At 49.1% G+C, this 8,193-nt stretch carries 7 protein-coding genes and 1 other RNA gene; 2 read left to right on the plus strand and 6 right to left on the minus strand.

Going from position 1 to position 8,193, the window contains the following annotated elements:
- Positions 1–153: 153 nt before the first annotated feature.
- The 6 genes from H8730_RS16865 to H8730_RS16890 all read right to left on the minus strand — a co-directional run bounded on the left by H8730_RS16865 (position 154) and on the right by H8730_RS16890 (position 6,527).
- The gene (locus tag H8730_RS16865; RefSeq protein ID WP_177719126.1) at positions 154–1,029 is read right to left on the minus strand and encodes a M15 family metallopeptidase; all 876 of its coding nucleotides are present in this window, start codon (positions 1,027–1,029) and stop codon (positions 154–156) included.
- A gap of 122 nt (positions 1,030–1,151) precedes the next feature.
- A complete protein-coding gene (gene argH, locus H8730_RS16870) occupies positions 1,152–2,468 on the minus strand; it encodes an argininosuccinate lyase (protein WP_177719125.1) in 1,317 nt (438 codons plus the stop codon).
- A 153-nt stretch (positions 2,469–2,621) separates the two neighbouring features.
- Positions 2,622–3,515, minus strand: coding sequence for a metallophosphoesterase (locus H8730_RS16875; protein WP_177719124.1), 894 nt, complete (start codon positions 3,513–3,515; stop codon positions 2,622–2,624).
- Positions 3,516–3,577: 62 nt separating this feature from the next.
- Positions 3,578–4,525 carry an acyl-CoA dehydratase activase gene (locus tag H8730_RS16880; RefSeq protein WP_249290230.1) on the minus strand — a complete coding sequence of 316 codons (948 nt, stop codon included), beginning with the start codon at positions 4,523–4,525 and terminating at the stop codon, positions 3,578–3,580.
- Positions 4,522–5,610: a CoA protein activase gene (locus tag H8730_RS16885; protein WP_249290231.1), complete on the minus strand. Its 1,089-nt coding sequence runs from the start codon at positions 5,608–5,610 to the stop codon at positions 4,522–4,524. The genes H8730_RS16880 and H8730_RS16885 overlap by 4 nt, the downstream gene beginning before the upstream one ends.
- Positions 5,607–6,527, minus strand: coding sequence for an acyl-CoA dehydratase activase-related protein (locus H8730_RS16890; protein WP_177719121.1), 921 nt, complete (start codon positions 6,525–6,527; stop codon positions 5,607–5,609). Before H8730_RS16890 ends, H8730_RS16885 begins: the two co-directional genes overlap by 4 nt.
- A gap of 277 nt (positions 6,528–6,804) precedes the next feature.
- Between H8730_RS16890 and ssrA the strand changes: the two genes are divergently transcribed.
- Positions 6,805–7,180: a transfer-messenger RNA gene (ssrA, locus tag H8730_RS16895) on the plus strand.
- Positions 7,181–7,349: 169 nt separating this feature from the next.
- Complete coding sequence (locus H8730_RS16900; protein ID WP_177719120.1) at positions 7,350–8,024, plus strand: DUF2461 domain-containing protein; 675 nt, start codon at positions 7,350–7,352, stop codon at positions 8,022–8,024.
- Positions 8,025–8,193 lie beyond the last annotated feature (169 nt).

Genomic DNA, 8,193 nt, shown 5'->3' on the forward strand with positions numbered 1-8,193 from the left:
CCCATTCAGATATCCTTCTACAATATTTAATTTTTCTTCTGATGTATATTTCCGATACATAAAATACCCCCAAGTAGATTTTGGTTATTTACCTTGTCTACTTAAGGGGTATCATATCAAAAATCGGCTCTGGTCCCGTCTCCCATCGCGCCGCTATACAAAGCAGGTGATGATATAATGTCCTTGATTGTCGCCGCATATGCTCTGAATATTGCGGAAGTTCTCCACCAGGCTACTGCGGTAGTAAATCACATACTGGACTCCTTGGCTGTCCGTGAAGTAATACTGCCCGCTCTGCGCAAGAAAATCTAAGTATTCCTCCAGGGTGAATCCCCTCTCCGTCATGATCTGCCCGTGAATCGCTCCCACATATCGAAGATGCCAGGGCTCCTTGAGTCCTGTATCCGTCGTCTCATAGCGATAGACAAAACCATATCTCCAGCTATTGCGGGCAAGCCATTTCCCCTGGTCCGTACTGCGAAAATCCTCGCTCAATGTCAGATCGGATGAGATGCTCACATCCACTGCCAATCCGGTCTGATGCTCATCCTGTCCAGCTTTGGCCAACTGGTATGACGCCAGCAATTCCGCGCGGCTCGCCGACTCCCCCTTGTCCAAAAAAGACTGTACACAGGCAGAGTACAACTCCTCCTGCTCTTCATAGGAGCGATATCCCTGCACCAGATACAGATCGCCTACGCCATCTGCCTTCATTGCCTCCGTCATCTTGACATAGTCCGCAGCCGCAGCCTCAATCAACTGTTCACCTGACTCGCCCACCGCCGTCAGAGCCGACGGCGTGAAGGATGATGGCAGCGCTGTATTTCGGTCCACCAGCCAGAGTTTTGTAACCTCCGCCTCCGCGGTATTATTGCGCGGCTGTTCTTGAAACGCGCTACTCTCCGACACTTCCTCCCCCAGATACGGTTCATCGGTGATCGCACCGGCAAAACATCCGGACATCAGTATGACCATCATGCTGATTAGCCCTAAAATCAATCCCCTTTGTAATACGATCTGCTTTTTCATCTACGCCGACCCCTATCCCGCTTATCGCCAGCAAAATCATTGAACTAAGTATAACAAAGATCTTTTACGAAAGTCACGACAGAAATTTTACGTTTTTCTTAATAATATGCTGTTATTCGACATTACAGCATTTCTTTTTTGTTTCCTTTCTTCAGGATATTCTCATAGTCGATATATGCGTAGATCGTGTCATCGAAAGCGGATGAAAACTGCCGGAGCTCATCCAGGGACAGATCTTCGATGGCACATTTCTTGTCCTCGCAGGCGATGACAATCCTCCCCACGATGCCGTGGGCATCCCGGAAGGCCACCCCCTTCGATACCAGATAGTCTGCCACCTCTGTCGCATTCAAAAAACCGGACTTGACACTGTCCCGCATGACGTCGCCCCGCACCCGCAGCGTGGAGATGACGCCCGTCATGATGGAAAGGCAGGCAAAAACCGTATCCACCGCATCAAAAAATGCCTGTTTGTCTTCCTGCATATCTTTATTGTAGGCCAGGGGGATCCCTTTCATCGTTGTCAGGAGGCCCTGCAAATGGCCAAATACCCGGCCGCTCTTGCCCCGAACAAGTTCACATGCATCCGGATTCTTCTTCTGCGGCATGATACTCGAGCCCGTGGAGTACGCGTCGTCAATCTCCACAAATCGAAACTCCTGGGAACTCCAAAGGATCAGCTCTTCGCACAGCCTGCTCAAGTGCATCATGATCATGGACATGGCCGATGTGAGCTCAATCAGGTAGTCTCGATCGCTGACACCATCTAGGAAATTGGAGACAGGCCTGCGAAATCCCATCTCCTTCGCTGTCATATTCCGGTCAATCCCATGGGTGGTACCGGCCAGCGCCGCGCACCCAAGCGGACTTTCATTCAATATATCCGACGCATTCTCAACACGGCGGACATCCCGGCTCAGCATACTAACGTATGCGTCCATATAATAGCGAAAGGTAACAGCCTGTGCCCTCTGTAGATGGGTATAACCTGGCATAATAAACGGATTGGCCTCCCCCGTCCTTTTGAGAGCCGCGATCAAGCCGAGTAAAAGCTCCTTCAGCTCCGCCGCTTTCTCCCGGGCATACAGACGCATATCCAAAGCGATCTGGTCATTGCGGCTCCGCCCTGTGTGCAGCTTCTTTCCAACCTCTCCAATTCGCTCAATCAAATGGAGTTCTACAAAGGTGTGGATATCCTCATACTCACCTTCAAGAGACAGTGCGCCCGACTCGATATCGCGCAGGATCCCTTCCAGTCCCTCCAATATGGCGTCTCGTTCCTCCTGAGCTATAATCCCGCATGCGCTCAGCATTCGAACATGAGCCATGCTTCCCGTAATATCCTCTCGATATAACCGTGAGTCAAAGGAAAATGAAGAATTGAAGTCCTCCATCATCCGATTTTCATCTTTGCGAAACCGTCCTCCCCAGAGTTTCATAACAGCCTCCCCGCCAACTTTTTGTTTCACTCTTTTCTCTTTATTATAGCGTATTTCGACACGCTTCGCAACCTTATTTTTATATTTTGCTACCTTTTGTCGAAACCCCTTCCGGTCTAGATTCCTAACCAGAAGGGGTTCTTCTTTTGCAAGTTATCCTTTCGCTTTTTTCTCTGCATATAGGTCGATGCAGACAACCTCCGGCCGGATTCCAATTCGTGGGCCGCCAAGGCCTCTCCCTAATACCATCAGCGTATTTTTCTCCTGATAGATTCCATGGGTATACCGGGGAAAGAATCCCTGACCCGGCGCCAGCACGCATTTTCCGCCAGAAAAGGGAATCTTCATCAGACCTCCGTGGGCATGGCCGGCTAAAATCAGATCCACGCCATACTCCGCGTAGGTCTGTAACAACTCAGGTTTATGGGCTAATAGAATTTGAAACGCAGGCTTCTTCTCATGCTGGTAGCGGCTCAACGTCTCCTGCAAAGCCGCATGTTCCTCAATTTTTGTGGATAAGGCGGTATCGGCCGGCGATGGATTCACCGTCTCCATACCCGCCAGGCCAATGCAGACACCACGGCGCCACAGGTAGGCCCCCTTGTTGCGAAGTAACACGATCCCCGCTTTTTCACAGTCGGCGATAACCGCATTTTTTTTCCTCGACCGGCTCTCATGATTGCCTAGAATCGCATACACGGGATACCTTTGAGCAAGGCCTTGTAAAAGATCCTGAACCGCTTTCCGCTCCTGACCGTCATATTTCTCCGCAATCAAATCCCCTGTCAGTACAACGATGTCTGGATGCAGGTGGCTCACATAATCTAATAGGGTCTTCTGCTTTTCTCCAAAGGATCGCCCATGAAGATCTGTCAACTGAACGATTCGAAGTCCGTGAAAGGCAGCGGGCAGTTTTTGTGATGTCAGCGCATAGGCGTCCGTCTCCAATGTCCCTGCTCCCGGAAGCCGGTTCCATAGCGATATAAGGCGGGTTGCGATTTCCCTTACTGCACGTGTTGCGGGCCATAAAATGAGTTTAATGTTCAACTATACCTCTCCCCATGGACATTTTCTGTATTATACCCTCCACCATTTTTTCTGTCAAGACGCTAGTATTTGCCACACCGGCTCCCCCAGCATCCCGCCTGCAGCTCGCCTCTCTGCATCCGCGTTATATTGCAACGGTTCGGACAGTCCTCACACTCAAAGCTAGAGATAGAAAACTCATCCGCCATGGCGTCAACGCCACAGAAGCTTGTACCGCCGGTCTTGGCTCTCTGCTCTTGCGCAAGGATGGCAGCTCCCCATGCTCCCATAACATCATAATATTCCGGTATTGTGACGGGTATACCTAATTCTTCTTCAAACGCTTGGACAATTCCTTCATTTGCGGCAACTCCCCCTTGAAAAAGGACAGGACCTTGTATCTGCTTTCCTTTTGCCAGATTCGCTAAATAATTCCGAACCAGCGCATGGCAAAGGCCACTGAGAATATCCTCCAACGGCTGCCCCTCCTGCTGCTTATGGATCATATCCGACTCCGCGAAGACAGCGCAGCGGCCAGCGATTCTAGCGGGATGGCTGGACCGCAGCGCATAGTGTCCCAGTTCTTGAATCGGTATATTGAGGCGCTGCGCCTGCCGGTCCAAGAATGATCCAGTCCCGGCCGCACAAACGGTATTCATAGCAAAATCATAGATAATTCCATCGCGTATTAGAATGATTTTAGAGTCCTGGCCCCCGATTTCTAGAATCGTTTGAACCTTAGGGCTAGCCTGCAAAGCTGCAACGCCGTGGGCTGTAATTTCATTTTTCATAACATCCGCTCCGGTCATGGCCGCTGCCAACTGACGCCCGCTCCCAGTGGTGCCAGCCCCTAAAATTCCGAATTCTTCTCCGACTTTGGCCTTAAGTTTTAAAAACCCATTTCGGACACTGTCCATTGGGCGGCCAGCCGTCCGTATATATATCTTTTCTTCCACCGACTTATCAGGATTCATAAGCACCAGATTTGTGCTGACAGACCCTACATCAATCCCCAAGAAAAATTCTTTCATCGCGCTATCTGTCTCCTCTTCCTGCGTTTCACCATATCAACAAATGCCTCAACTCGGGTTTGATATCCAGCTTCCCCAGTTAACTCGTCCACCACCAAAGTAAGAATCGGAACGCCATAGTGCTCGCTTACTTTTGGCAAGATACTCTGCGCTACGATTTCTGGCATACAGCTGAGTGGATATACTTGAATGATGCCGTCCCAATGCAGTGAGCTCCAATATGCGCTATACCCTACTGTCTCCTTTGCAAAGCCACCGATACTGGTATTGAGGAAAGGGCCTCCTTCCTTTTCCCAGGCAGCTGGCAGGGGACTTAGCTTTTTTACCGTCGCCTCTTTTAGCCACCGGCTTATGGTGATGGACCGTCTTGAGAAAACCTCCATATCGGCTAATTTTCGCTGTAGCTGAAAATTGACAAATGGTTCGATGATAGAATAGATGTCACCTACGATTCCGATTCGCACCATCTCTTCCGGCCACGGTTCATTCGATCTCCAGGTTGTGGCAGCCTCATTGGCCAACATTCGAAGCTCCTTCAGCGAGGCAGCCTGCTCTGCTTTTCGTCTCCAGTCCTGCTCCCAATGCTCCAATTGAAGCTTCTCGCTTTGACCAGAGAGAAAAAGCTTTGCATCGCCTACTATCTCTTCTGCCTCATCCAATGCTTTCGCCGCCCGGATTCCCTCCGCAATGAGGATCGGCAATTGCCGCGCCTTTTTTCCCATCACGTCCTGAATTCGCCGGAATAATTCACGTATATCATGGTCCGGTGCTTCCAGCGCAATAATTCGCAGCGGAATGCCCCACTCCTCACAGATCCCTTGAAACATGGCGGCAAAATAGCCAAACCGGCATGGCCCACATCCCCCAAAAAATAAAGCTGTATCCGCGCCTTGCTTTTGCGCCTCCAGGAAATTACCCAACACGATTTTCATCGGTAAACAGGCACCCTGCGGCGCATAGCGAACTCCCACTTCCAGCGTCTGCTTTGAGCACGGTGGAGGCGAAATGAAGGGAATGCCCTGTTCTCGAAATAAAGCTCCTAACAGCCAGGATAAGCTCCCCATATGGGGATAGGTGATGATCATGCACTTTTCCCCCGTTCTCGCCTTCGCTCCAGCATATCGATGAAGGCTTCTATTCTCGTATCAAAGCCAGCTTCCCCTGCATGTTCATCCAAGGACAGCTCTAAATAGGGAATTTGGCTTTTCTTTTGAATTAGGCGCTGTCCTACGTTGAGTATAAAGGAATCAACGCCACATCCAAACGACGTGACAAAGATAAAACCATCTGGCTTCGGTTCATTATCCAACAGTGCTAGAATATAGCCTACTGTTTCCTCACCTGTACTCCAGAAAATCCGTTTTTCTGTCATGTCTGCTGCTCTTTCCCGGAGGTCTTCTGGATCATATTCATCCGGCGTACAGACGAGAATTTTTTGATCCTCTAACTTTTCACGAAGCCGCATATTGGCGCCAGAATCGTATAACAAATATGGATGTCCCAATAATGCAACACGAAGCGCTTCTGGATCGCGTTTCTCAACTGGACCGCCGCTATTCTCACAGGCGACCGTCCAGGCCTTGCGCACGCGGCTGGCGGACCGGTCCAGTTCTCGACCCAGTTCATAACATGCCGTTAACGGATTTTCTCCAGCACGAATACTGGGTGATAAGAGAATCGGTCTTTGTGTGAAGGCACTCTGGATCATCTCCGGTGCCCCAGCGATTTTAGGGCATGTAAACGATCCCTTGAGGAGGCTTATCAGCCTTGGCAAAAAAATGTACGTCACGCCCTTTTCACATAGCTGCGCTACATGTCCATGAAGAATCTTAATCGGAAGGCACGCTTCTTCTACTGAGAGCATTGCTCCCTTTTCGATGAGCTTTCCGTCTGTGGGAGATGAGAGCACCACCGGGTAGTCTAATTCTTGAAAAAAGCGTCGCCACGCTGGTCCATATTGAAAATAGTATAAGGCTCTAGGAATTCCCACTGTCTTTTGCATTGTTCCCTCCGTGCTGCCGCGTAAACAGTATTAATTGGACAAAGTCTTGGTTGTCCTCGCAAAACTTCCATTCTTTCAATCGCGACACCTCCTGTTTCATTCAGTATTTCCAAATCCTGTAATGTTTATCCGTTCAATCGATGGCATCATACTCTAGTGGACATGTCGTCCCTTAGCTTTCCTCTATAGTAGCAAAACAATATATTGACTTTCTTTAGAATCTCTGGTATACTAAATACAGAATTGTGGAATTCTAACTTCACGTTCTCGAAGATTCGGGGATGTAAAGGTTTCGACGGGGATCGCCGAGGCCTGGGGAGCCATCCGCAGGTTGGGCTGCGTCATCAACCAAACCTTAAATATAAACGCTAAAAACAATAACAACGCTGATTTCGATTACAACGAAATGGCATTTGCTGCTTAATTAAAGCAGTCCGTTCTGTCTGGGGGTCCCGCGACCTGGAACAGGGCGTCGACTTAGCGGGGAACTTTTCGTCTTAAGCTTTGCGGGCGATAAAGATCGGATGAAGCTACTGAAATAGCTCTCCTGCTGTTGGGAGTCTATGGAGGGAATGTTTGAACAGCAGCTGTGATGGAAGAGCCCCGGACGGAGGGATTTTCGGACAGGAGTTCGATTCTCCTCATCTCCATTAGAAAACACCAGGAATTCCTGGTGTTTTTTCTATAGGAAAGACCGCCGAGAGGCGGACCTAGCTATATTCCTGTTTAGCATCACTCTGATGTATTGATATGGACAAATGCCTGGAAACCGTGTATAGTAAAGCATATCATTCCATAACTTTTACTGGGAGGCAACCCGTCATGCCCTTTTCACCAAAAACATTAGATTTTTTATGGGAAAATCGTATGCGCAACAGCCGAGATTGGTTTGAAGAACATAAGTCCGAGTATCGGAGCTATGTGGTGGAACCTCTCTGTGAACTGGTCGAAGCGCTGACGCCCACCATGTTACAAATCGACAGCCTATTCACCGTTGACCCGAGAGTCGACAAAACGATCAGCCGGATTTGGCGGGATACTCGGTATTCCCATGATAAATCCTTATATCGCGATACCATGTGGATTATATTTAAACGCGGTAAAATGCACGGCACCGAAGTGCCTGGATTTTATTTTGAGATTACCTGTGATGGTTTCAACTATGGATGCGGCTTTTATCACGCTTCGACCAACTTTATGGACACTATGCGCCAGCAGATTCTTGAGAATCGCTCTGCTTTTCGTGAAGCTCTCTCAGCCTTTGCCGCTCAAACTACATTTACTATAGAGGGCGACTGCTATAAACGACCGCACTTTCCCGACGCCGCCCCAGAGCTACAAAACTGGCTGGAACGTCGCAATATTTGTTTTATTGCCGAAAGCGATGACGCAAAGCTTCTCTTTTCCCGTGACCTTGCCGATGTCTTGGCCGTGGATTTTCTAAAGCTGCGTTCGATCTATGATTTTTTGCTCCACGTGTCCATGAGCTCTAACTGAATTGCCGGAGAGGCACAAAAGCAGAGCCGATCCCTGTGATCTTCCTATCATGATCAGCCCCATGTCAAGTAGACAAGCGAAATATCTAAAATAAGATTATAGGCATCCGCCATATCTGTGTTCAGATATGGCGGATATTTATGTTATACACACCATTTGGCCTTATAGG

This window comes from Bianquea renquensis (assembly GCF_014384895.1).
GTDB lineage: Bacteria > Bacillota > Clostridia > Lachnospirales > Bianqueaceae > Bianquea > Bianquea renquensis.

Coding starts and splice junctions, on each gene's coding strand:
- argH (WP_177719125.1), bottom strand. CDS start 2,468: ATGAAACTCTGGGGAGGACGGTTTCGCAAAGATGAAAATCGGATGATG.
- H8730_RS16885 (WP_249290231.1), bottom strand. CDS start 5,610: ATGATCATCACCTATCCCCATATGGGGAGCTTATCCTGGCTGTTAGGA.
- H8730_RS16880 (WP_249290230.1), bottom strand. CDS start 4,525: ATGAAAGAATTTTTCTTGGGGATTGATGTAGGGTCTGTCAGCACAAAT.
- H8730_RS16900 (WP_177719120.1), top strand. CDS start 7,350: ATGCCCTTTTCACCAAAAACATTAGATTTTTTATGGGAAAATCGTATG.
- H8730_RS16865 (WP_177719126.1), bottom strand. CDS start 1,029: ATGAAAAAGCAGATCGTATTACAAAGGGGATTGATTTTAGGGCTAATC.
- H8730_RS16890 (WP_177719121.1), bottom strand. CDS start 6,527: ATGCAAAAGACAGTGGGAATTCCTAGAGCCTTATACTATTTTCAATAT.